The sequence below is a fragment of the Sphingomicrobium sp. XHP0239 genome (genome assembly GCF_039555325.1).
In the GTDB taxonomy this organism is placed as follows: domain Bacteria; phylum Pseudomonadota; class Alphaproteobacteria; order Sphingomonadales; family Sphingomonadaceae; genus Sphingomicrobium; species Sphingomicrobium maritimum.
Genome location: NZ_CP154608.1, coordinates 818795 through 843322 on the forward strand (window position 1 = coordinate 818795; position 24528 = coordinate 843322).

Consider the following 24528-nt stretch of genomic DNA (forward strand, 5'->3'; position numbering starts at 1 on the left):
TCCATCGAGGATCGAGCAGGAAGGGGCGTCCGGCGACTGGTCGGGCGCCCCTTTTTCTGCCTGCCCTCGGAAGGGGTCAAAGCATCAGGTGGGTTCGGCGGAGGCTGCCGTCGGGCGCACCCTTTGGGAGATAGTCGTCGGGTCGTGCATCCGCGAGGGTACGCGCCGCGGGGGGAAGAACGCCCGGTGCGAAGGCTTCCAGTTCGGCGTCGACGGGCGTGTCATCGTCGAACCGTACCTCGATCACCGCTCCGTCGCACGCTCTGCCGTAGCAGCGCAGCAGCGCCGGCCCATCGCCAGCGTCGCTAAACGGTAGGACCTCTTCGCCGATACCCGCCGCTCGAACCCCGCTTCCCTCTTCGATCCGCAGCACGGTGCCCGTGATGCGATCGTCGAGTTGGAGGCGATAACGCACGATCCGGCCATCTTCCCCCTTTCGCGACGACAATCGGGTCATCCGGGCCGCGGGTGCATCGAAGGGCTCGACCGGTACCGCATCGCTGCTACCGCCGCCGGTCGTGAACTCGAATTTCCTCCATTCGGCAGCGTTGGAGACGGGATCGGGAAGCGCGCGCCCATCGCTCAGCGCACGGACCGCGGACAGGTCGGCACTGTCGTCCCGTTCGTAAACGAAGCTGAGCGGCCCTGGACTGCGCGCGCTCGTCATCGGTTGTGCCAGCGCGAGGATCGCGAGGCCCGCGGCGATAATCGCGGGCGGCAGCGGAAGCGCGGCTCTCCGTTCGTGGGGCAGCACCTCGACCAGCAGCGGCAGGGCGACGAGCGCGACCAACGGCGCACCCGCCCAGAGCGGTCCTGCGATCAAAATCTCCTCCATCAACGCCACGAATTGCGCGATCAGCACCGCCTGGACGATGATGGCCGCCCACGAAGCCAGCCGTTCGACCCGTCCGCCCGCCAGGAGGCCGAGAAACGTAAGCGTCGGTCCCACGAGGAAAAGGATGAGCGCCCCCGGCAGGAAGAGACTGGCCGCCATTCCAATAAGCGCGACCAGCAACCATGCCGCGACCCGGTCGCGCCGCCGATCCGCCGCACCGCGGCGCAGGGCATGGGCGAGCAACAGACCCGCCAGCATCGCTGCGTGGATGGCGAGGTAGGTAGGGAGCGGCGTGCCCCGCCAGAACTGGCCGGCCACCGCCTGCGACAAGCCCCATCCCGCAGCGACCGCTGCCCCGAAAGCCGTCGCGAACGCCAGCAACATGAAACCGAGCGCGCCGAACGCCCCCCGTTTCACCGCGAACACCAGCAGACCGACGAGCGCGATCCCGAAGATCGCTGCCGCCATGGTCAGCGGCAATGACAGAAACACGAGCCCGCCCACGTCGCTGTATACGCGGCGCGGACCGGCCGCGGCCGGACCGTCGGCGAGCGCTCGGGTGGCGGCGAGGACCTGGCTGCCCATCTGCCCCAGCGTCCGGGTGTCGAGCGCGGCCACGGTGTCTCCGGCGCTATGATAGCGCGCCTCGTTGAAGGCGATGGCATATTCGAGCACGTCCCAGTCACGGCCCGCGCGGCGGAAATGCTCGCCGTCCGTACGATTGGGGATGAGGTTCGCGAAGTCGCTCGAAAGCGAATTGGCGGCGGGGCGGGGCGTGACCTCGCCATAAAGGCCGATCATGTCGCCGCGCACGCTCGACTGACGGAACATCAGCGCCGGCCCCTCGGTCCCGCGAGCCTCGATGTTGATGAGGGTGTCGACCCGTTCCGCGATCGAATTGTCTTCATCGAAGGCGGCTGCCCCGATCAGCCCACGCTCTTCGCCCTCGTTGAACAGAAAGGTCACGGGGCGTGCCGGGGCAGGCATGTCCGTCAAGGCTTCGGCGACCGACAGCATCACCGCTACCCCGATCCCGTCGTCCGCGGCGCCTTCACCGACGTCGGTACTGTCGTAGTGGCTGTTGAGGAGCAGGTGGGGGCGATCGCCGCTGCCGATCGTGGCGATGACGTTGCGAATTCTCGCGCAGCTGATGGTGGGACGCGAATCCTCGCTTCGACATTGCATGCGATCGGTGACATCGGGATCGAGCCCGATGGCGCGCAACTCGGCCACCAGCCGCTCGCGCACCGCATCGTTCGCATCGCTGTCGACCGGATGCGGTCCGGCATCGCCGATAATCCGCTCCAGCCGCGCCTTGCTCGCCGCCGCGTCGAACCCTTCGACGTTGGCAGGGGGCGCGACCAGCACCCCCTTGAGCGCCAGCAAGCCGAGAAGAAGGATCGTGGCTAGCGTCGCTCGAAGCAGGTGGCGTCTCCCATCGTCGGCGCACCGTCGAACCGCCCCGCGATCCTGTCAAGCATGGCGGGCTGGCCGCCCCTTGCGTCGAGGGAGCGACTGCGCCACCTTTCGTCCCGACCTGTTCTTCCCCGGAGTTTCCCTTATCATGCGACTGTCGATCATGGCCGGCCTGGCCATCACCACCATCCTTGCAAGTCCCGCCTTCATGTCCTCCCCCGCCCATGCTCAGAATGCTTCGGCGACCCCTGTCGCCCAGCAGGAACTCACCCTCGAGCGGATCTTCGCGTCGCCCTCGCTCGATGGCGCCAGCCCGCGCGGCGTCATGCTGGCGCCCGATGGCTCCTATCTCACCATGCTTCGCCCGCGCGAAGACGAGCGGACGCGCTACGATCTGTGGGCGCTTCCCGCCGACGGCGGCGAATGGCGGATGCTGGTCGACAGCGCGGCGGTCGGCACCGGCGCCGAACTGTCCGAGGCTGAAAAGATGCAACGCGAACGCGCCCGCATCGGCAGCCTGTCCGGCATCGTCACCTACCAATGGGCACCCGACAGCCAGTCGATCCTCGTTCCCATCGACGGCGACCTCTATCTCGCGGGCGTGGACGGCAGCGTCCAGCGCCTGACCGACACCGAGGCGGGCGAGCTCAATCCAAAGCTCAGCCCCGAAGGCACCTACGTCAGCTTCGTTCGCGACCAGCGCCTGTTCGTGGGCGCGGTCGGCGCCGAACCTGTCGCGATCACGCCAGCGGAAGAGAGCGATCTCATTCACTGGGGCGAAGCCGAATTCGTCGCGCAGGAGGAGATGAGCCGCCGCACGGGCTATTGGTGGGGGCCCAACGACACGCGCGTCGCGGTTCAGCGCTTCGATGAAAGCCCGGTCGGCGTCTTCACCCGCACCTCGATCGGCGCGGGCGGCACCTCGACCTACGAGCAGCGCTATCCCGCCGCCGGCACCGACAACGTCCTCGTCGACCTGTTCGTCATGGATCCCGACGGCGGCAACCGCGTCGAGGTCGATCTCGGCGAGGAAGAGGACATCTATCTCGCCCGCGTCGACTGGGCGCCCGACGGGAGCGCGCTCTACGTCCAGCGGCAGAACCGCGAACAGACCGTGCTCGACATGCTCCGCGTCGATCCTGCCACGGGCCGCAGCGAGATCTTCTTCACCGAAACCGCCGCCGAAGGACATTGGACGAACCTCAGCGACAATTATCGTTTCTTGGAAGACGGTTCGCTCATCTGGTGGTCCGAGGCCGACGGCTACGCCCATCTCTATCATGTCGCGTCCGACGGCACGCGACGCCAGCTGACCGACGGCGAATGGGTCGTCCTCAGCCTCGACGGCGTCGATCAGGAGGCGGGGCGCCTCTATTTCACCGCCAATCGCGAGAGCGTGCGTGAAAGCCATCTCTACAGCCTCGACTATCGCACGCCCGGCGCACAGCCGACGCTGCTCACCGAACCCGGCGCCATGTACAATTGGAACATGGACGAGGACGCCAGCCGCGCGATCGTCAGCCGCTCGAGCCCAAGCCAGCCGCCGCAGCTCTATTTCGCGGATGCTCAGGCCATCCGCATCGACTGGATCGAGCAAAATGCTCTCGACGCCGATCATCCCTACGCACCCTATCTTGCGAGCCATGTGACGCCCGAATTCGGGACGATCACGACCGCCGACGGCACCGAGTTGCACTATGAAATGCTTAAGCCCGCTACGATGCGGCCGGGCGAGCGCTATCCCGTCTTCTACCAGCATTATTCGGGTCCCGGTCCTCAGACCGTCACCAACAGCTGGGGCGGCGCGCTCAAGCAATGGATCGTCGACCAGGGATATATCTGGTTCCAGCTCGACAATCGCGGCTCAAACAACCGTGGGGTCGATTTCGAAAAGCCGATCTATCGTGCGATGGGCGGGATCGAGGTCGAGGACCAGAAGCTCGGGGCCGAATGGCTCAAGCGCCAGGCCTATGTCGATCCCGATCGGATCGGCACCTATGGATGGAGCTACGGGGGCTACATGACGCTGCTGATGCTCGGCAAGGACCCGGGCCTGTATGCCGCAGGCGTCGCCGGGGCGCCGGTGACCAAATGGGAATTGTATGATACCCACTATACCGAACGCTTCATGGGCGATCCGCGCGAAGTCCCCGAAGCCTACGAGGCGTCGAGCACCTTTCCCACCGCAGGCGATATCGCCGATCCGCTGCTCCTCATCCACGGCATGAGCGACGACAACGTCTTCCTCGACAATTCGACGCAGATGGCGGCGGCGATGCAGGAAGCGAGGGTGCAATTCGACATGATGTTCTACCCTGGACAGGCCCACGGCGTTCGCGGCGAGAACATCTCGGTGCATCTGTGGGAGACGATCAGGCGCTTCCTCGAGGAGAATGGCGTGCCGGGTGGGCCGCGCTAGGCACTGGCTGCGCGGCGGGGCGATCCTCGCCGCCGGCCTGCTCGTGTCGGCGTTCGGCCTGCGCGAATATTCGACCGCGCGCTGCACCGCGATCACAGGCGATCTCGCCTGCCACGGTCCGCGCGAGGAACGCCGCGTCGCACTGACGTTCGACGATGGGCCGACCGCGCGTGGCGTGGAGGCGGTGTTGCCCGCGCTCGACGCGGCGGGCGTGCGGGCGACCTTCTTTCTCGAAGGGAAGACCGCCGCCGAACGGCCCGAACTGGTCGCCGCGATCGCCACAGCGGGACACGAGATCGGCAATCACAGCTGGTCCCATGGCCACATGGCGGGACTTGGAAGTGCTGCGTATCTTCGAGAATTGCGCGATACCGACGCGGCTATCGTCGCGGCAGGCGCTCCGAGGCCCCGCTATTTCCGACCTCCTTACGGCATGAAGTTCGTCGGCCTCGGCAAGGCGACCGATGCCAACCGCCAGCGGATCGTTATGTGGGACGTCGAGGAACCGCCGGCCGGCGAGGGGACCGAGGCCTATGTCGAGGACATCATGGAGCAGGTGCGCCCCGGCTCGATCATCCTCGTCCACCCGATGTTCGCCTCGCGCGAGGTCGAGCGCCAAGCGGTCCCCTTGCTGCTCGAGCGGCTGGCTGCGGAGGGCTATGCCGTCGGAACGGTTGCGCAATTGCTAGAGCCGCGCGAATAGGGCGGCGCATGGTTGCGCTTCGCCCGCCAAGGGCCATCTTGGAGCGCAGGGACACTGAAGGATAAGAACAGTCATGGGCTATAGAGTCGTCGTCGTCGGCGCGACCGGGACGGTCGGGCGTGAAATGCTGGCCATTCTTGCCGAACGCGAATTTCCGATCGACGAGATCGCCGCCGTCGCCAGCTCGCGCTCGGCGGGGGAACGGATCGATTTCGGTGACAGCGGCAAGGAACTCAAGGTCAAGAACCTCGAGCATTTCGACTTCACCGGATGGGACATGGCACTGTTCGCAGCGGGTTCGAAGGTCAGCCAGCAATATGCGGAAAAGGCTGCCAAATCCGGCTGCACCGTCATCGACAATAGCTCCCTGTTCCGGATGGACCCCGACGTCCCGCTGATCGTGCCGGAGGTCAACGCGGAAGCGCTGGAGGGATACAAGGCGCGCAACATCATCGCCAATCCCAATTGCTCGACCGCCCAGATGGTCGTCGCGCTCAAGCCGCTGCACGATGCCGCAACCATCCTGCGCGTCGTCGTCGCGACCTACCAGTCGGTCTCGGGCGCAGGGCGCGAGGCGATGGACGAACTGTTCAAGCAGTCCCGCGACATCTTCGTCGGCGATCCGGCCGAACCCGAACTCTTCACCAAGCAGATCGCGTTCAACGTCATCCCGCATATCGACGACTTCCTCGACGACGGATCGACCAAGGAGGAATGGAAGATGGTCGCCGAGACCAAGAAGATCCTCGGCGCCAAGGTGAAGGTCAGCGCGACCTGCGTCCGCGTGCCCGTCTTCGTGGGCCATGCCGAGGCAATCAATGTCGAGCTCAAGGACGAATTGTCCGCCGCCGACGCGCAGAAACTGCTGCGCGAAAGTCCGGGCATCATGCTCGTCGACAAGCGCGAGGACGGGGGATACGTCACGCCCGTCGAGTGCGTGGGCGACTATGCGACCTTCGTTTCGCGCGTGCGTGACGACAGCACGGTCGACAGTGGTCTGTCGCTTTGGTGCGTCAGCGACAATCTGCGCAAGGGCGCGGCCTTGAACGCGGTGCAGATCGCCGAACTGCTCGGCCGGAAGCATCTGAAGAAGGCCTGACGCGCGTGACGTTCGAGGATCCAGGCCGTGATTGCCGCGCCCGCGAGGGTCTCGATGCGGTGACCTATCTGTTGATGGGCAAGTTCGTGAAGCGCTGGGGTTTCATCCTTGCGGTGACGCTCGTCATCGGCCTCGTCGAACCGAGCCTGATGCCGCTCTTCTATGGTGCGCTGGCATTCAGCGCGGTCGTGCTGCTGATGATCCTCGGCACCCGCCGTGCCATCGCCAACAAGCTGGCCGCGGGCCGCTCCGCGGTCATTGACGTCGAAGCCGAGGAAATCGAGGACGATCCGACTCTCATCGATGTAACGCCGCAGCGCGAGGACGAGCGATGACCGAAACGGTCGGCACGCATCGCTGGACGGCCTTGGACGGTATCGAGCTTGCCTATCATGTCCTGGGCGAGGGGGAGCCGCTGCTGCTGCTCCACGGCCTCTTCTCGAATGCCGATACGAACTGGATCAAGTACGGGCACGCCGAACGGATTGCGGCGGCGGGATATCGGGTCGTCATGCCCGATCTGCGCGCTCATGGCGACAGCGACGCGCCGACCGACGCCAGCGCCTATCCGAACGGTATTCTCGGCCGCGACCTCGAGGAACTGGTGGGCCACCTCGGCCTGATGCCGGGCGAATACGATCTTGGAGGCTTCAGCCTCGGCGCGCGCACCGTGGTGCAGGGCGTGGGGGAGGGGCTTCGACCCCGCCGCGCGCTGCTGTGCGGCATGGGCCTCGGCGGACTGACCGGTTGGGACGAGCGACAGGCCTTTTTCCTCGGCGCGGTCGACAATTACGAAACGGCAAAACGCGGGGATCCCGATTTCATGGCGATCGCGTTCATGAAGACGATGGGCATCGATCGCGATGCCGCACGGCTGCTGCTGCCGACCTTCACCGACGCGAAGGAGGAATGGCTCGACGCCTTCTCCATGCCGACGGCGGTCATCTGCGGCGAAGAGGATCGGGACAATGGCGATCCGGTCGCGCTCGCCGATCACCTTCCCGATGCGCAGCATGTCCCCATTCCCGGCACCCACATGTCGTGCGTGACGAAGAAGGAGCTGGGCGAGGCGATTGCCGCCTTCTTGACCGCTTGATTTCATTCCGGTGGCGGCGCAATCTCGCGCGCATGTGTTTTACCGGGAGAGTATGATGATCAAGTTCACCTGCACCGTTTCGCTCGCCGCGCTCGCGCTGGCGGGCTGTGCCACCTCAATGGACGGTGACATGGGCGAGGTTACCGCCACGCCGCAGCCGCCCCTGACCGAACCGGTAGCAATGGCCGATGCCGACCTCGACTATCCGCTCACCCCCGCCGGAGCGACGGCCTTCGTCAACGAGGTCGAAGCGGAATATCTCGAACTGTCCGACATCGCGAGCCGCGCCTACTGGGTGAACAATACCTACATCACCGACGACACCGACCAGCTCGCCGCCTATTTCGGTACGATCTTCACCGAAAAGGGTGTCGAATATGCGACCAAGGCCGCGCAATATGCCGAGGTCGAGGGTCTCGATTACGATACCGCGCGCAAGCTGAACATCATGCGGGGCAGTCTCACCCTCGCCGCGCCCACGACGGAAGGCGCCGCGCGCGAATTGAACGACATCTCAACCAAGCTGAATTCGCTCTACGGCCGCGGCGAAGCCGAGCTGAACGGCGAAACCATTCCCGGCAACGATGCCGAGGCGCTGATGGGCACCAACCGCAACCCCGAAGAGCTCGCCGAACTGTGGCAGACGTGGCACGAGAACGTCGGTCGCCCGATGAAGGACGATTACGCCCGGATGGTCTCCATCGCCAACGAGGGCGCGCGCGAGCTGGGCTTCGAGGATACCGGCGCGATGTGGCGCTCGGGCTACGACATGACGCCGCAGGAGTTCTCGGCGATGTACGACCGGCTGTGGGGCGAGGTCGAGCCGCTCTACAACGACCTTCACTGCTACGTCCGCAGCGAACTCAGCGATCACTACGGCGAGGAAATCCAGCCCGACAGCGGCTATATCCGCGCCGACCTGCTCGGCAACATGTGGGCGCAGGGATGGGGCAATGTCTTCGAGCTGGTCGCTCCCGAAGGCTCGGGCGACATCGGCTACGACCTCACCGACCTGCTCGTCAGCAACGACGTGACGCCGGAAGGCATCGTCCGCCTGTCGGAGCAGTTCTACACCTCGCTGGGCCTCGATCCGCTACCCGAAAGCTTCTACGAGCGCAGCCAGATCGTCCGGCCGGAAGGCCGCGATGTCGTCTGCCACGCCTCGGCCTGGAACCTCGACAACGTCGATGACTTGCGCATCAAGATGTGCACCAAGGTGAACGCCGACGACTTCGTGACGATGCACCACGAACTCGGCCACAATTACTACCAGCGCAGCTATAACCAGCAGCCCTATCTCTATCTAAACGGCGCCAACGACGGTTTCCACGAAGCGATCGGCGATTTCGTCGCGCTGTCGGTGACGCCCGAATATCTGGTGCAGATCGACCTCCTCGATCCGGAGGACGTGCCCAGCGCGGACAAGGATATCGGCCTCCTTCTCAATCAGGCGATGGACAAGGTCGCCTTCCTGCCGTTCGGCCTGTTGGTCGACAAATGGCGCTGGGGCGTCTTCGACGGGTCGATCACGCCCGCGACCTACAACAGCGCATGGGTGGATCTGAAACAGCAGTATCAGGGTGTTACCCCGCCGGTGCCGCGCAACGATGCGGTCGATTTCGACCCGGGCGCGAAATATCACATCCCGGGCAACACGCCCTATGCGCGCTACTTCCTCGCGCACATCCTGCAGTTCCAGTTCTACAAGGCGGCCTGCGACATCGCGGGGTGGGAAGGGCCGCTGCATCGCTGCAGCTTCTACGGCAACGAGGAAGTCGGCCAGCGCCTTGATGCGATGCTGGCGATGGGCGCCTCGCGCCCCTGGCCCGACGCGCTCGAAAGCTTCACCGGCACCCGCCAGATGTCGGCCGAACCGATGAAGGAATATTTCGCCCCGCTGCAGGCGTGGCTGAAGGAACGGAACGCCGGCAAGAATTGCGGATGGGAGGCGTAAGCCTTCCTATTGCCGAGATGTCGGTAAAATAAAATGGCGCCGCCCCACTGATAGGGGCGGCGCCTTCATTTTAATCGCCCAACTGGTGCTGGGTATCAGTAAGCGATCGCACCCGTCTTGATCTGCTCCTCGACATCCTCGGCGGTCGCCTTTTCGAGGCGGTCCAGCTTGATGCGCTGTCGGATCGCGAGAAAGCTGCCTGCGGCGGCGACGATCGCACCACCGGCGGCGGCGACGAGATAGGGATGCTCGCTCACTTGTTTGCGAACGGTCTCGGCTAGATCGCTGGTCTGGCTCATGCGCTTTCTCCTTGTTGGCTTACTTACCCAACGCGGCGACCCACCCTCGGGTCCACGCGAACGAAAAACGCCGCCTTCCCGAAGGAAAGCGGCGCTATCCGGTCGTTCGTGAGGGAAGAAGTTAGGCCTTCGGCTCACGATTGATTTCGTCGACCTTATCGAGGACGTCGCCATCGATCCCGCGTGCGGTACCGAAAGCCGTTCCCGTCTTCGCCTTGCGGTTCAGAAGGAACGCGCCGGCACCGGCGGCAACGGCCACGCCTGCGCCGATCGCAGCGCTGGTCTTAGGATTATCCTTGATCGTCTGCACCGAACTGTCGACGAATTCGCCACTCTTCTGACGAACGGTGGAAAACCGGCTGCTGCTCGCGTTGGTCTGGTCGAGCGTGTTCACGGGCTGCTTAGTCATAGGATATTCCCTTCTTAAAGATTGTTTCGCCTCACCAACGCTCGAAGAAGGCTCCGTTATCCGCGCTTCGTCGCGGCCCCGTATCGGTTGGGCGAGCCTATAGCTGGCCGAGCAGCGTTTCGGCGCCCGACACCTCGTAGGCGCCCGGATCCTCGACGTTCAGCTGCTTCACGATCCCGTCCTCGACGAGCATCGAATAGCGCTGCGAGCGCGTGCCCATGCCGAAGCCGGACGCATCCATCGTGAGGCCCAGCGCCTTGGCCAGCTCGCCGTTCCCGTCGGCGAGCATGTCGATATCCGCGCTGCCGGCATCGCGGCTCCACGCGCCCATCACGAACGCATCGTTGACGCTCGTCGCGGCGATCTGGTCGACGCCTTTCGCCTTGAGCTCGTCGGCCTTCTCGACGAAGCTGGGCAGATGCTTGGCGGAACAGGTCGGGGTGAAAGCACCCGGCACCGCGAACAGGGCCACCGTCTTGCCTTCGAAGTAGGTCGTCGAACGCACGGGCACGGGGCCTTCGGGCGTCGCGAGCGAAAGGGATACATCGGGTATTCTATCACCGACAGCGATGGTCATGGTCGTCTCCTTGTTGGGTTCGCTTGATCTATGCCTGCGAGGCTGCACAGGTTCCCCCCACGATGGACAGAAGTGCGCGGCGGCGCGTTCAGCATCCATGGACGAAACCCCCACCTTTCTGACCGGACGCCTTCTTCTCGCCATGCCCGGCATGGGCGATCCGCGCTTCCGCGAGGCCGTCATCCTGATCGCATTGCATGACGAGGACGGCGCGCTCGGCATCGGCATCGGCCACGAACGGGGCGATCTCGGCCTCGCCGACCTGCTTGGCCAGCTCGATATCGAAGGCGGAGACCCCCCGAGCGGCCCCGTCTTTCATGGCGGTCCGGTCGATACCAATCGCGGCTTCGTCCTCCATTCGACCGACTGGGGCGGCCAGGACACCGTCGGGATCGCGGGCCTGTGCGCCCTGACTGCGACGCAGGACGTGCTGCGCGCCATCGGCGAGGGCAGGGGACCATCCGACTATCTCGTCGCGCTCGGTTATGCGGGTTGGACAGGGGGCCAGCTGGAAGAGGAGATGACCCGCCACGGATGGTTCATCGTCGACGCCAGCCACGAGCTCCTTTTCGAGACCGACAGCGACGATCGCTGGAACGCCGCCTACCGCAGTGCGGGGATCGACCCGGCGCTTCTGGGACCGGACAGCGGTTCGGCCTGATTGCCAGCGGGCGGCGCAGCGTTTAGGGGCACAGCCAAACCGAAACTCAGGAGCATCCATTGACCGACCATATCGTGAAGGACCTGTCGCTCGCCGAATACGGGCGCAAGGAAATCGCCATCGCCGAAACCGAAATGCCGGGCCTGATGGCGCTGCGCGAGGAATATGGCGCCAAGCAGCCGCTGAAGGGCGCGCGCATCACCGGCTCGCTGCACATGACGATCCAGACAGCCGTGCTGATCGAGACGCTGGTCGCACTGGGCGCGGAGGTCCGCTGGACCACCTGCAACATCTATTCGACGCAGGATCACGCCGCCGCGGCCATCGCCGATCAGGGCATCCCGGTGTTCGCCGTGAAGGGCGAGACGCTGGAGGAATATTGGGACTATGTCGCGCGCATCTTCGATTGGGGCGACGAGACCTGCAACCTGATCCTCGACGATGGCGGCGATGCCACCATGTTCGCGCTATGGGGCGCACGCGCCGAAGCGGGCGAGGAACTGCCCAAGCCGACCAACGAGGAAGAGCGCGAGTTCAACAAGGCGCTGAAGGCGTTTCTCGACAAGAAGCCCGGTTACCTCACCGAGACGGTCAAGAACATCAAGGGCGTCAGCGAGGAAACGACCACGGGGGTCAACCGCCTCTATCAGCTCGCCAAGGCCGGTAAGCTTCCCTTCCCCGCGATCAACGTCAACGACAGCGTCACCAAGTCGAAGTTCGACAACAAGTATGGCTGCAAGGAAAGCCTCGTCGACGGCATTCGCCGGGGCACCGATGTGATGATGGCGGGCAAGGTCGCGGTCGTCGCGGGCTACGGCGATGTCGGCAAGGGTTCCGCAGCCTCGCTGTCGGGCGCTGGTGCGCGCGTCCTGGTGACCGAAATCGATCCCATCTGCGCGCTTCAGGCGGCGATGGACGGCTACGAGGTCGTGACGATGGAAAATGCCGTCTCGCGCGGCGACATCTTCGTCACCACCACGGGCAACAAGGACGTCATCACCGTCGACCATGTCCGCGAGATGAAGGACATGGCGATCGTCGGCAACATCGGCCACTTCGACAACGAGATCCAGGTCGAGGCGCTCGAGAACTTCAAGTGGACCGAGATCAAGCCGCAGGTCGACATGATCGAGAAACCCGACGGCAAGCGCATCATCCTCCTGTCGAAGGGTCGCCTGCTCAACCTCGGCAATGCCACCGGCCACCCGAGCTTCGTGATGTCGGCGAGCTTTACCAATCAGGTGCTGGCGCAGATCGAACTGTGGCAGCGCGGCGAGGAGTATGAGAACGACGTCCACGTCCTTCCCAAGCATCTCGACGAAAAGGTCGCGGCACTGCACCTCGAGAAACTCAACGTCCAGCTCAGCGAACTGACGAAGAACCAGGCCGACTATATCGGGGTCGATCAGTCGGGTCCGTACAAGCCCGATCATTACCGCTACTGATGCGAGGGCAGGGAAGACTTCCCTGCCGAACCGCTGAATAGGAAGGGCGTCGGAGAGATCCGGCGCCCTTTTTATTTCCGCTGACCGCGAAGGTTCGGAAGCCGTCCTGTTGTCAGGAAGCTGGAGCAAGTTCGCTCGATCAGCGACAGACCGTCCTTCGATACAAGATCCGCATGGGCAGGAGGGCAGGGGCCGCCGGCTCCGCTCCTAGTATGCTCTTGTGACTTATTCTCCCCTAGGGGGGCTGTGAGAGATGCGGAGCGCGGAGTTTCAGGCGGTAGGATTTTGAAATTTAGGGAATGAGGCGCTGCCGTGTACGGCACGCTCTCGTTACGAACGCGCTGGCCGCGACGACCTTCAACTCGAACGGGCACAATCATCCGTCTCCGGTGACGTCCAGGGCCAATCCCACTGATCGTCCATCCGCAAAGAAAAAGGCCCCGCGGGTTTCCCCGCGAGGCCCTTTCTCGTCCGGCGAACCGGGCGGTGCGCGTTAGAAGCGCAGGTTGATCGACCCGAAGTACTCACGACCGTTGAGGTCGTAGCCGTTACCGATCGGGGTGTTCGAAATCGCGAGGATTTCGTTCCCGTCGACCAGCGGCGGCGCGGTATCGAAGATGTTGCTCACGCCGAGGCGCAGCGTCACGTCATCGGTGTAGTCGTAACGCAGTGAGGCGGTGTGGACGAAGTAATCGTCCGCAAAGCCCACGTCGCGACAGAAGACGCCCGTGCCCTCGACGATGCCGTCAGGGACGAACTCGCCCGTGACGGGGTCGTTCGTGCCCGAACCGTTGCCGAGACAGGTCTGACCGATGAAGCCGGTCGGCTGACCGTCGGGACCACGACCAAAAGCATCCGAGAATTCGTCGATCGCATCTTCGCTCTGTTCGGTGTCACCGATCCAGCGGGTCTGCCACGTGAACGTCAGGTTCTCGTAGCCGACCGAGCCGGTCGCGCGACCGGTCCAGCGGGCGAAGCCGAAGTCACCGGTGGCATTGTCGATGTTGGCGTTGCCGAGATCGTCAAGGAAGATCGTCGAACGCTCGAGCAGGTGGTTGCCGCGAAGATCCAGGCCAAGATCGAGGAAGTCGTTCCCGATGGGGAGCTCGTAACCGAAGTTGGCATTGATATCGACGCCGCGAACCTTTTCGGTATCGACGTTCTGGAAGCCCGCGAAGACGTCCGTGATCAGCAGGTTGCTGTTCGCATCGGTGTTGAACTGGATGAAGTCGCAGAACTGGCTGCGCTGTCCGTCGTCACGAAGGAAGCAGGAGTTGACCACGAAAGCGGCCGACGGCTCGATGATCGAACCTTCGACGACGATGCTGTAGTAGCTCGCGCCGAGGTTGATGTCGAAGCCACCGAGCGTGTCGCCATAGGCCGCACCCATGGTGAACGAACGCGACGTTTCGGGATCGAGCTCGAGGCTACCACCGGCCGAGACTTCCACGCTGGGCGTGTTCACAACGTTGGTGCCGCCTGGGACGATACCGACGCGGGTCGGGTCACGGCCTTCACGGCGGCAGTTCTCGAGAACTTCGGGTTCACGCGTATCTTCGTCCGCCTGATAACCGCCATTCAGCGGTTCAAATGCGGCCTGCGGAACCGAGCAGGGATCGAAGACGCCGGTGAAGCCCGACTGACCGGCGAGGAAGTTCTCGCGAAGGTTTGGCGCACGGAACGACGTGCCGTAGCTGGCCTTGAGGAGCAGCTCGGGGATCGGAGCGTAACCACCCTTGATCGAGTAGGTACCCGCGGTCCCGTAGAACTCTTCCTCGGTCACACGACCCGAAAGGTTGAGGTCGAAGTCACCGAAGTTGGCACTGTCGAACACCGGAATGTCGAGTTCGCCGAAGCCTTCGATGAGATACTTCGAACCCTGCGCACCGTTATCGCTGAAGAAGCCGAAGAACAGGCCTTCCGAAGCGACAGCACCCGGCTGCGAGTCGAGCGTATCTTCGCGGAACTCACCACCGAGCACGATCGAGACCGGACCGGCGGGGAGATCGAAGATGCTGCCCGTTGCATAGGCCGACGCGATCTTCTGTTCGTAGGTCGTGTCGAAGTCACGCTCGCCGAACAGGTAATCACGCTCCGCCTGAGTGGCGAAATCGCCCACGGCGGTGGTATAGAGGCTCTCGGCGAACAGGTTCACCGGAACACAGCCCTGGAGCAGATCGGGCTGCACGAGGTCCGGGTTGCGGAAGCCCGACGTGGCGCAGGGACCGCCGGCCAGCAGCGGCGGCGTCGCGCCACCCGCGTTGGGAGCCGTCGGATCGATGCCCAGTGCGAGCTGGAGACGATCATTGCGAATCCCGCGACGGACGGCCGAGCCTTCGGAGCGCGAGTAGACGCCCGAAACTTCGAAGGTCCAGTCGTCGGCAATGAACGGCAGGTCGCCGCGCAGGCCGATGACGCCGCGATACTGCTCGATCGACGATTCGACGTTGTCGCGGTCACCGCGAACGCTGACCACCGGGCGAACGATAAAGCTTCTGCCGGTCGGAAGCTCGTTCCGCGTACCGGTCAAATTGTCGAAAGCGTTCTGAGCGGCGGCACAATCTACCCCATTCGGGTTGGCAAGGTTACACGGGTTGAACGGGTTGTTGGCCGGAACGTACGGGAAGAGCTGCGGAGAGCTGCTCTGGGACACCTTCACGTCGGCGCGGCTGTAGCCGGCTTCGAAGAAGGCCGCGAGATTGGCGTCGCCACCGAACTCATACTCACCATAGGCCATGCCGTTGTAACGGTCTTCAGGGCTCTGGAACTGCTGGTTGAGCTGAACACCGTTGCGGGTCACGTCCGCAAAGTTGACGTCGAGCAGGCCGTCGCCGTCACGGTCGACAGGGTTGCCGAACGCGTCGAACGCATCGCTGAAGCCCGGGATGCCCGTGTTGCCGCCGTTCGGATCGAAGTAGATCGAACCGAAGAAGAGGTTGCTCGGAATGATACGACGAACCGCCGCATCGATCGTGCAGGGCGTCAGAACTTCGCCGATCTCGCCGTTCGAATCGGCCAGCGTGTTGGCGTTGTCCGACAGGCGAACCGTGCGGATCTCGCCGCTCTGCGTGACTTCGTATTCGGTGTTACAACCGGCAAAAAAGTCGCGATCGCCGATCAGGATCTCGCCGCGACGGGCATATTCGAAACCGACGCCGAAGTAGCCGCGGTCGAACGTGTCACCGAACGCCGCCGAGACCGTATAATCCTCTTCGCTGCCCTGCTCGTTGAGCGAGCCGCTGGCGAACAGTTCGATACCGTCGATGTCGTTGCGCAGGATGATGTTGCCCACGCCCGCGACCGCGTCCGAACCGTAGACCGACGAAGCACCGTCGAGCAGCAGGTCGTAGCGCGCGACGAGCGAGCTGGGGATGAGGTTGATCGAGGGGCTCGAGGGAGCGCCTTCCACACCGGCCGGCGCGATACGACGACCGTTGATGAGCAGCAGGGTGCGGTCGGCACCAAGGCCGCGAAGGTTCAGCGTCTGCGAACCCGGGCCGTTGTTCAGAACGAAACCCTGGAAGGTCGCGTCGATCTGCGTGCCGGCGGCGCTTTCGGCGCGCTGCAGGACCTGCACGGCGTCGAAGTCACCGACGTCGCGTGCGGATTCGGTTTCGAGAACCTGCAGCGGCGAGATGCTGCTGAAGGTATCGCGACGAACGCGCGAACCGGTCACGACGATCTCGTCCTGACCTTCCTGCGTGTTCTGCGGAATGACTTCCGGATCACCCGGATCGTTGACGGTGACACCGTCGGCTTCGACGCCTTCAACGGCCTCTTCGTCTTCGTTGGGATCCTCTGGATTGCCACGGTCCTGCGCGTAGGCCGGAGCCGCGCTCAGGGCCAACGCAAACGCGGAGGCGGTGGTAAACATTGCGATGCGGCGCATTAACTACCCTTTCAATTGCATGAATGTCCGGTCGAGGGTTCTGCGCGATGCGTCGACCAAAAAAAAGCGGTGAGTTTCAATCCGATGACGATGGTGAAAACTTGTGACAATTACGTCACAGACCTTCGGACAGGGCATTGGCTTCCGATCGAACACGCGAGGAGCGATCCCGGCGTCGCAGCAATACCCGATCGGTGCTAGCCGCAAAGCGATTGGCGCACGGCGTGCTTGCGGCTACAAACCGCCGACATGCGCCGATCCGGACAGCCTGCGTGAGTGACGACGCCATCCTTTCCCTCGTCCTCGCGGCCTGGACCGCGCTTGCGCTCGCGCTCGTCCTGCTCGCGGCGCGGCAACTCGTCCGTGCCCGGGCGGTCCTTCGCTCGGCCCGTTCGCTCGGGGACCTGATCGAGCGCTCGCCCGCGCGCGCGTTCATCATCTCACCCGACAACGCGCTCGAACTCGACAGCCAGCTGGTCGATGCCTTTCGTCTCGAAGAACCGCCGCACACGCTCGACGATCTCGAGCGCAGCGACGTGTTGCCGGTCGAGGAGATCGGGGCGCTGACCGCGTCCATCGATGCCATGCGACGCGCGGGCGAAATCCTCGATACGACCTTGGAGACGAGCGAAGGACGCATCTATTCGGTGCGCGGCGAACTGACCGGCGCGGGTGGCCAGCCGGGCATGATCCTGGGCTGGATGATCGACATCAGCGAAAGCGAAGAGCGCAAACGCCGCCTCGCGCGCCGTCTCGAACAGACCGAATCCGCACTCGACAGTCTCACGCATCTGATCGAAAGCGCGCCCTTCCCGATGTGGTATCGCGGCCCGGACCTCAGCCTCGGGCTCGTCAACAGCGCGTTCGTCGCAGCGGTCGAGGCGGAGGATGCCGCCGATGTGATCGCGCGCGGTGCCGAGCTGATCGACGGCAGCGGAGCCCGTAGCGCCCGGGAAGGCGCGATCGCCGCCATCGAGGAAGGACGTCCCTATTCGCGGACCCAGCCCGCCACGATCGGAGGCGAACGGCGAATGCTCCGGCTCGTCGATGTGCCGTTGCAGAGCGGCGCGGTCGCGGGCTTCGCGATCGATATCCAGGATCTTGAGGACGCCCGCTTCGAACTGGCCCAGAACATCCAGTCCCAGCGCGAGTTGGCCGATCGCATGGCCGCCGGCGCCGCGCAGTTCGAGGCGGACGGCAGCCTGTCCTTCTACAACCAGCCCTTCGCCATCATGAGCCAGCTCGATTCGGACGATCTCGACGAGGGCATCCGCTTCGATCGCCTTCTCGATGCCATGCGGGAAGCGGGCCGGGTGCCCGAGGTGCGCGACTATCCCAAGTGGAAGGCCGAGCGGCGCGATTGGTTCACCGCCACCGAGGAACTTATCGAGGAGGACTGGATCCTCGCCAACGGTGATCACCTCCGGATCGTGGCGCAACCGCTCCCCGACGGCGGGCTGCGCCTCATCCTCGAGGATCGCACCGAACAGGTCCGCCTCGCGAGCGCGCGCGACACGTTGCTGCGGGTCCGGTCCGCGACCTTCGACAATCTGTTCGAGATCATCAGCGTTTTCGCCTCCGACGGCCGGCTCTATCTCTGGAACCGCCGCTTCTCGCAGCTCTGGGACCTCGACGAGACCTGGCTGTCCGAACATCCGCGGGTCGACGAACTCGTGCCCGCGATGGCGCAGAAACTCGTGAACCCGACCGAGGCCGCACAGGTGCGCGAACTCGTCCGCTCGACGACCAGCGGGCGCAAGGCGGGATCTGGGCGCATCAACATGACCGATGGACGCAGCTTCGAATATGCCGCCGTTCCGCTGCCCGACGGCAATGCGCTCGTCACGATGATCGACATCACTGACAGCCTGCGGATCGAAAGCGCGCTCCGCGAACGAGCCAGAGCGCTCGAGGAAGCGGACGGCGTGAAGACCGAATTCGTCGCCAACATGAGCTATGAACTGCGCACGCCGCTGACCTCGATCGGCGGGTTCGGACAGATGCTTGCGGCGGGCTATGCGGGCGAACTGTCCGATCCGGCGAAGGAATATGTCGACGCCATCCTCCAGTCGGTCGATCGGCTGAGCCGCATGGTCGATCGCGTGCTCGATCTCACCCGCACCGAAGGCGGAAACCTCCAGCTGGAGAAGGAGCGCGTCGATCTTGCCGGACTGATCAAGACGATCGTGAAGGCCAGTGCGCCCCGCGTCGTCGAGACCCGGCAGCAAATCGAAGTCGCGATCGATCCGTCAACTGGAATCGTGAACGGCGATGCCCGTCGCCTGCGCGAAGCGATCGAGAACATCCTGATGAATGCCGTGAACTATGCCGGTTACAACGCGCACATCCGGCTCGAGGCGTCCGGTGACGACCATCATGCGCTCGTCACCGTGTCGGACGACGGACCCGGCATCCCCGAGGCCGAGCAGGCGCAGGTCTTCGACCGTTTTCACCGCTCGTCGCAGGGCGAGCGGGGCGAGGCGGCACTCGGCCTCGGTCTCCCGCTGACCCGTCAGTTCATCGAGGCGCACGGTGGCCGGGTGGAGCTGGTCTCGACGGAAAAGGAGGGGACGGCGGTCACGCTCTTCATCCCGCGCGACGAACCATGATCCTCGCCGACGCCGAAGCCACCCATCAGGCCGGCGCGCAGCTGGCACCTTATCTGCGCCCCGGCGACGTCGTGACCCTGTCCGGTCCGCTTGGAGCGGGAAAGACCAGCTTCGCTCGCGGTCTCCTTCACGCTGCCGGACACGAAGGCGAGGTGCCGAGCCCCAGTTTCGCGATCGTCCAGCCCTACGAGCATCTCGACCCGCCGATCTTTCACGTCGATCTCTACCGCATCGAGGAGGAGGGCGAACTCGAGCAACTGGCACTCGACGACCTCGCCGATGCGGTGCTGATCGTCGAATGGCCGGAAAAGGCGGCGCGGTGGGACCATGCGCTGGCCCTGACCATCGCGATGGACGCTCCGACGGGCGGGCGGCGCTTGACAGTCGAAGCGCCCACCGCTTGGAAAAGCCGATGCCCGTTTCCATGACCCCCCCGACCCACGCGCCCGCCTTTCTCGACGAAGCGGGGTGGGAAGGCGCCGCCATTTCGCCGCTCGCCGGCGATGCCAGTTTCCGCCGCTATTTTCGGGTCGATCATCCCGATCACGGCCGCGCCGTGCTGATGGACGCCCCGCCCGAACATGAGGATTCGCGCCCGTTCATCGCCATTGCGGAGCATCTCGATGCGCAGGGGCTACGCGCCCCCCGTATTCTCGCCCGCGACCTCGACGCGGGACTGCTACTGCTTGAAGATTTTGGCGACCGCCGGGTCAGTCCGGTGCTCGCCGATGGCGCCGCCGACGAGGAGCATGTCTATCGCGAGGCGGTCGACACGCTGGTCGCCCTCGGCGAGCGCCCGGTCCCCGGTTTCGTCGAACCCTATGACGAGGCCGTCCTGACCCGCGAAGTCGAGTTGTTCACCGACTGGTACCTTCCCGCGCTCGGCGTCGAGGATGTCGATCGGGACGGCTTTATCGAGGCATGGCGCGCGGCGTGGGGCGGCGTCCTCGAGCGCACGGCCGACAATCCGGTGCTGACCCTGCGCGACTATCATGCCGACAATCTGATGCTGCTGGAGGAAGGCGGTCTCGGATTGCTCGATTTCCAGGACGCGCTTGCCGGTCATCCGGCCTACGATCTGGTCTCGCTTCTCCAGGACGCCCGCCGCGATGTCGATCCGTCGCTGGAACGCGCCATGCGCGATCATTTCATCGATACCGCGAACGTCGACGATGCCGAGCAATTCGAAGCCGATTACGAAGTGCTTGGCGCCCAGCGAAATGTGAAGATCCTCGGCATTTTCACCCGGCTTTGGAAGCGCGACGGAAAACCCACCTACCTCCAATGGCAACCGCGCGTATGGGGGTTGGTCGAGCGGAATCTCTCGCACGAAGCCCTTGCGCCGGTCCGCGACTGGTTTGACCGGAATGTCCCGGAAGAACAACGCTCTGCAGCGTGGAGCGAGCACGTCCTATGAAGAAAAGCGTGCTCCGCCTGCGGCCTACGGTCGAGGCCGACGTGCCGAGCGTCGCGATGGTCATGGCGGCCGGTCTCGGAAAGCGCATGCGCCCGCTCACGGCCACCCGTCCCAAGCCGCTCGTCGAACTCGCCGGGCGTCCAATGATCGACCATGTGCTTGAGCGGCTCGAGCGTGCCGGCGTGAAGAAGGCGGTCGTCAACGTCCACTATCTCGCCGACTCGCTCGAGAGCCATCTCGATCATCACGAGGGCCTCGAGATCGCGATCAGCGACGAGCGGGACGCGCTGCTCGAAACCGGCGGCGGGCTGGTGAAGGCGTTGCCGCTGATCGACGCCGATCCCTTCCTCGCCTGCAACAGCGACAATTTCTGGGTCGACGGTCCGTGCGACAGTCTGCGCCAGCTCGCCAGCCAGTGGGACGGCGACCGGATGGACGCGCTGCTCCTTCTCGTGCCGCACGCCCGTGCCTACAACCACGCGGGGCAGGGCGACTTCCACCTCGACCGGGCTGGCCGTGTCCGGCGACGTGGCGGCAACCGGATCGCGCCCTATGTCTTCACCGGCATTCAGATGATCTCCAAACGGCTGCTCCGCGACGCGCCGGAAGGCAAGTTCTCGACGAATATCCTGTGGAATCGCGCGATCGAGGAGGGGCGGTTGTTCGGCGCGGTGCACCAGGGCCTGTGGTTCGACGTCGGCACGCCCGACGCGATCCAGAAGACCGAGGCTGCGCTCGAGGATGAGTGAGGCGCGGGCCGGGCCGACCGTCTACTCGATCCCCCCGCACCGCAGCTTTGCCGACGCGTTCGTCGCCGGCATCCTCGCCACCGATCGCAGCCCGCTGGATCTGGCGCGTGGCCGGATTCTCGTCCCCACCAATCGCGCCGCCCGCACCATTCGCGACGCGTTCGTCCGCGCGGCGGGCGAGGGCACGCTGCTGCCCCGGCTCGTGCCGATCGGCGACCCCGAACTGGACGAGCGTCTGGGCTCGGCGCTCGATCCCATCGACGCGACGCCCGTTCCACCCGCCATCGCGCCGACCGAGCGCATCTTTCTCCTCTCGGGGATCCTCGCCCGGCAACCGGGCACCTCGACCCTGACCGCCCTGCGCGAGGCTGCGGACCTCGCCACCGCGCTCGACCAGCTGATCATCGAAGGCGTCTCTCCGCGCGAACTGCATGCGCTGGCGTCAGAGGAAAAGGAGCTGGAGGCGCACTGGGCGCTGCTGCTCGCCAAGTTGGACGTGATCTTCACCGCTTGGCCCGCCTTGCTCGCCGAACGGGGCCTCATTGATCTCGCCGACCGCCGCAACCGGCTGCTCGATCGTCTTTCGGAACGGTGGAAGGCCGAACCGCCACCGGGATTCACGATCGCCGCAGGCATCACCACCACCGCGCCCGCCGTCGCGGGTCTGCTCGGCACCGTCGCGCGGCTCGCGGAGGGGCAGGTCGTGCTCCCGGCGCTGGCCCGGGTCCGTGAGATGCCGGAGGAGGAATGGGACGCCCTCGACGTCGATCCTGACAGTCCCACCGGCGCGTCGCCCGCGACCCTGTCGCACCCGCAATATCATCTGAAATTGCTGCTGGAACGGATGAAGGTCGGCCGGGGCGAAGTCCGCGACTGGCACCGCCAGGGCCTTGCCGCCGCCTCCTCGCAGCGCAGCCGCGTCATTCTCAACGCGATGACCGGAGCGCGCTTCACCGACAAATGGGAAAGCCTGTCGCCCGCCGATCGCACCCTCGGCGACAAGGTGCGCCACGCCGTTTTCCCGACCCCCGTCACCGAGGCCATGGGGATCGCCATCGCGCTGCGCGAAGCGCTCGAGGAACCCGGACGCACCGCCTCGCTCGTCACCCCCGACCGTGGTCTCGCCGCGCGCGTCAGTGCGATCCTGCGCCGTTGGGGTGTCGACGCCGACGACAGCGCCGGTCGTCCGCTGGGCGTCACCCCGCCCGGTATCCTTTGCCAGCTCCTGCTGGAGACCGTCGAAGACGATTTCGGCCCGATCAGCCTGATGGCGCTGCTCAAGCATCCGCTGGTTGGCGGCGAACGACGGGCGAGCGGTGAATGGTTGCGGGCGGTGCGCCGTCTCGACCTCGCGCTGCGCGGTCCGCGACCCGGCGGCGGTCTCGACGCGATCGCCGCCCAGCTGGCCGAGCGCGACCCGCGCGAGCGGGACCGTGACGCGCAACGCCGGGAGCGCGACCAGGCAGCCTTCGCGCTCGTGCGGCCCGATATCGAACGGGCTTGCCGGACGCTGTCGGAAGCCACGACGGTGGCGAGCCTCGCCGCCTCGCTCCGTGACGCACTGGACGGCCTGACGAACGGTCAGGCATTTGCCGGAGCCGCCGGACGCGAACTGGCGGCGATGATCGAAGAACTGGAATTTGGCGGCGGCGGTGCCACGCTGGCGATCGCGCCCGACGAACGATTGCAGGTCTGGCGTACCCTGATGGCGGGCCGATCGGTGCGCCCGCCCTACGGCGGCCATCCCCGCATTCGCATCCTCGGCCTTCTCGAAGCGCGACTGGTCCAGTCCGACCTGATGATCCTCGCGGGTCTGAACGAAGGCAGCTGGCCGCGCACCCAATCATCCGACCCCTGGCTGGCCCCGCGCTTGCGCCGTCGTCTCGGACTGCCGGGGCTCGACTATCGCATCGGGCTGGCGGGGCATGATTTCATGAGCGCGCTGGGGGCGCCCGAGGTGCTGCTGACCCGTGCCGAGCGCGACGAACGCTCGCCCACCATCGCCTCGCGCTTCTGGCTGCGCCTCGAGGCGATGGTCGGGGAAACGGCGTGGGCCAAGCGCCGCGATACGCGCCTCGAAAGACTCGCCCACGCCATCGATGCCCCCGCGACGGTCGATCCGGTCGATCGCCCGATGCCGGTCGTTCCCGTCGACAAGCGCCCCGACCGCCTGTCGGTGACGAGTGTCGAGAAACTGCGCGCCGATCCCTTCGCCTTCTACGCCGGCTCGATCCTCAACCTGCGCTCGCTCGACAAGCTCGACAGCCGCAGCATCGCGGCCTGGCAGGGCAGCCGCGTGCACAAATGGCTGGAGGAATGGCTTCGCGAAGGTTCCGATCCCGCCACGCTCGAAGCTGGGCTCGATCGGCTGCTGGCGCGCGATGAAATTCACCCGATGCTTCGCGCATTGTGGGGCGGCCGGTTGCGCGAGACTTGCAAGTTCCTCCGCTCTGCGTTGGAACAGGATCGGGCTGCCGGTCGCAAGCCCGCGCTGGCCGAAGCGCATGGCGAAGCTCGCATCGGCGGGGTCAGGGTTCATGGCTATGCGGATCGCATCGATCGATGCCCGAACGGCGGCGTGGCGATTGTCGACTACAAGACAGGCGGATCACCCACGCGAAAGGCGCTCGACCAGCAGTTCGCGCTTCAGCTGGGGCTGCTGGGCCTCATCGCCGCCCGGGGCGGGTTCGCCGACGCGGGCACCGATCCGGTCGCGCTGGAATATTGGAAATTCGCGAAGAAGGGCCAGGATTTCGGCGAACGGATGAGCGCCACGAAGGACGATATCGCCGATTATCTGGCGCAGACGGAGGCCATGATGACCCGGCTTGCCGAAGATTATCTGACGGGCAACGAGCCGTTCGTCGCCAAGCTCAATCCGGCCTTCGCGCCCTATGGCGACTACGACCAGCTGATGCGTCTCGAGGAATGGTATGGCCGCGCCTGAGCGT

General features: G+C 65.0%; 18 protein-coding genes. 13 read left to right on the top strand and 5 right to left on the bottom strand.

All coding sequences use genetic code 11. The features are described from left to right. Nucleotides 1-76: 76 nt before the first annotated feature. On the bottom strand, nucleotides 77-2221 hold the full coding sequence (locus tag WJT74_RS04220; protein WP_343347233.1) for a M28 family peptidase: 2145 nt from the start codon (nucleotides 2219-2221) through the stop codon (nucleotides 77-79). Between the two features lie 193 nt (nucleotides 2222-2414). Between WJT74_RS04220 and WJT74_RS04225 the strand changes: the two genes are divergently transcribed. From WJT74_RS04225 to WJT74_RS04250, 6 genes are all read left to right on the top strand, one after another. Beyond that, nucleotides 2415-4670, top strand: coding sequence for a S9 family peptidase (locus tag WJT74_RS04225; protein WP_343347236.1), 2256 nt, complete (start codon nucleotides 2415-2417; stop codon nucleotides 4668-4670). Next, nucleotides 4657-5373, top strand: a complete 717-nt coding sequence (locus tag WJT74_RS04230; protein ID WP_343347239.1) for a polysaccharide deacetylase family protein — start codon at nucleotides 4657-4659, stop codon at nucleotides 5371-5373. Before WJT74_RS04225 ends, WJT74_RS04230 begins: the two co-directional genes overlap by 14 nt. A 73-nt stretch (nucleotides 5374-5446) precedes the next feature. After that, nucleotides 5447-6472, top strand: a complete 1026-nt coding sequence (locus WJT74_RS04235; RefSeq protein WP_343347242.1) for an aspartate-semialdehyde dehydrogenase — start codon at nucleotides 5447-5449, stop codon at nucleotides 6470-6472. Between the two features lie 5 nt (nucleotides 6473-6477). Continuing rightward, nucleotides 6478-6807 (top strand): hypothetical protein, encoded by a 330-nt coding sequence (locus WJT74_RS04240; RefSeq protein WP_343347245.1) that lies wholly within the window; start codon nucleotides 6478-6480, stop codon nucleotides 6805-6807. After that, nucleotides 6804-7568 carry an alpha/beta fold hydrolase gene (locus WJT74_RS04245; RefSeq protein ID WP_343347248.1) on the top strand — a complete coding sequence of 255 codons (765 nt, stop codon included), beginning with the start codon at nucleotides 6804-6806 and terminating at the stop codon, nucleotides 7566-7568. The genes WJT74_RS04240 and WJT74_RS04245 overlap by 4 nt, the downstream gene beginning before the upstream one ends. Nucleotides 7569-7623: 55 nt before the next feature. Further along, nucleotides 7624-9522: a M2 family metallopeptidase gene (locus tag WJT74_RS04250; protein ID WP_343348095.1), complete on the top strand. Its 1899-nt coding sequence runs from the start codon at nucleotides 7624-7626 to the stop codon at nucleotides 9520-9522. Between the two features lie 95 nt (nucleotides 9523-9617). On the opposite strand, the gene WJT74_RS04255 is transcribed toward WJT74_RS04250, so the two are convergent. From WJT74_RS04255 to WJT74_RS04265, 3 genes are all read right to left on the bottom strand, one after another. Continuing rightward, nucleotides 9618-9821: a hypothetical protein gene (locus WJT74_RS04255; protein ID WP_343347250.1), complete on the bottom strand. Its 204-nt coding sequence runs from the start codon at nucleotides 9819-9821 to the stop codon at nucleotides 9618-9620. A 121-nt stretch (nucleotides 9822-9942) separates the two neighbouring features. Further along, nucleotides 9943-10215 carry a hypothetical protein gene (locus WJT74_RS04260; protein WP_343347252.1) on the bottom strand — a complete coding sequence of 91 codons (273 nt, stop codon included), beginning with the start codon at nucleotides 10213-10215 and terminating at the stop codon, nucleotides 9943-9945. Between the two features lie 112 nt (nucleotides 10216-10327). Further along, on the bottom strand, nucleotides 10328-10807 hold the full coding sequence (locus tag WJT74_RS04265; RefSeq protein WP_343347254.1) for a peroxiredoxin: 480 nt from the start codon (nucleotides 10805-10807) through the stop codon (nucleotides 10328-10330). A 97-nt stretch (nucleotides 10808-10904) separates the two neighbouring features. On the opposite strand from WJT74_RS04265, the gene WJT74_RS04270 reads away from it, so the two are divergent. Together WJT74_RS04270 and ahcY are read left to right on the top strand one after the other, a co-directional pair. Next, nucleotides 10905-11468, top strand: coding sequence for a YqgE/AlgH family protein (locus WJT74_RS04270; RefSeq protein WP_343347257.1), 564 nt, complete (start codon nucleotides 10905-10907; stop codon nucleotides 11466-11468). A gap of 59 nt (nucleotides 11469-11527) precedes the next feature. Then, a complete protein-coding gene (ahcY, locus tag WJT74_RS04275; protein WP_343347260.1) occupies nucleotides 11528-12913 on the top strand; it encodes an adenosylhomocysteinase in 1386 nt (461 codons plus the stop codon). Nucleotides 12914-13406: 493 nt separating this feature from the next. Here the strand turns inward: ahcY and WJT74_RS04280 are convergent, their stop codons facing one another. Further along, complete coding sequence (locus WJT74_RS04280) at nucleotides 13407-16802, bottom strand: TonB-dependent receptor domain-containing protein (RefSeq protein ID WP_343347262.1); 3396 nt, start codon at nucleotides 16800-16802, stop codon at nucleotides 13407-13409. Between the two features lie 272 nt (nucleotides 16803-17074). On the opposite strand from WJT74_RS04280, the gene WJT74_RS04285 reads away from it, so the two are divergent. From WJT74_RS04285 to addB, 5 genes are read left to right on the top strand one after another with little or no spacing between them, the layout of a single operon-like run. Next, on the top strand, nucleotides 17075-19411 hold the full coding sequence (locus WJT74_RS04285) for a sensor histidine kinase (protein ID WP_343347264.1): 2337 nt from the start codon (nucleotides 17075-17077) through the stop codon (nucleotides 19409-19411). Next, nucleotides 19408-19839 carry a tRNA (adenosine(37)-N6)-threonylcarbamoyltransferase complex ATPase subunit type 1 TsaE gene (gene tsaE, locus WJT74_RS04290; protein WP_343347267.1) on the top strand — a complete coding sequence of 144 codons (432 nt, stop codon included), beginning with the start codon at nucleotides 19408-19410 and terminating at the stop codon, nucleotides 19837-19839. The genes WJT74_RS04285 and tsaE overlap by 4 nt, the downstream gene beginning before the upstream one ends. Next, nucleotides 19824-20828, top strand: a complete 1005-nt coding sequence (locus WJT74_RS04295) for an aminoglycoside phosphotransferase family protein (RefSeq protein ID WP_343347268.1) — start codon at nucleotides 19824-19826, stop codon at nucleotides 20826-20828. Before tsaE ends, WJT74_RS04295 begins: the two co-directional genes overlap by 16 nt. Continuing rightward, nucleotides 20825-21577 (top strand): nucleotidyltransferase family protein, encoded by a 753-nt coding sequence (locus tag WJT74_RS04300; protein WP_343347270.1) that lies wholly within the window; start codon nucleotides 20825-20827, stop codon nucleotides 21575-21577. Before WJT74_RS04295 ends, WJT74_RS04300 begins: the two co-directional genes overlap by 4 nt. Next, nucleotides 21570-24524 carry a double-strand break repair protein AddB gene (gene addB, locus WJT74_RS04305; protein ID WP_343347272.1) on the top strand — a complete coding sequence of 985 codons (2955 nt, stop codon included), beginning with the start codon at nucleotides 21570-21572 and terminating at the stop codon, nucleotides 24522-24524. Before WJT74_RS04300 ends, addB begins: the two co-directional genes overlap by 8 nt. Nucleotides 24525-24528: the final 4 nt, after the last annotated feature.